The organism is Pseudomonas sp. PME37.24/025 (genome assembly GCF_055556615.1).
On sequence record NZ_JBVHNK010000318.1, the window covers coordinates 1 to 261 of the forward strand.

Below are 261 nucleotides of genomic sequence, written 5' to 3' on the forward strand. Positions count from 1 at the left end.
CAACACGGGAAAAGCCCCTGACCGCCTGCTGTCGGTGGAAAGCCCGTTTGCATCGCCGGTGCAGATCCACCAGATGAGCATGGACGGCGGCGTGATGAAGATGCGCGCGCTTTCCAAGGGCTTGCCAGTGCCTGCCAAGGGGCAACTGCAACTGGAGCCCGGGGGCTATCACCTAATGCTGTTCAACCCGGCGCAGCCGGTGAAGGTAGGCGATCACATTCCGCTGATCCTGCATTTCGCCAAGGCCGGTCCGGTGCCGGT

At 62.8% G+C, this 261-nt stretch carries 1 protein-coding gene; it reads left to right on the forward strand.

The genetic code is table 11. From position 1 onward, the window contains the following. A partial coding sequence (locus tag ACZ3HH_RS30530) for a copper chaperone PCu(A)C (protein WP_465810383.1) occupies positions 1–261 on the forward strand: 261 nt, incomplete at both ends.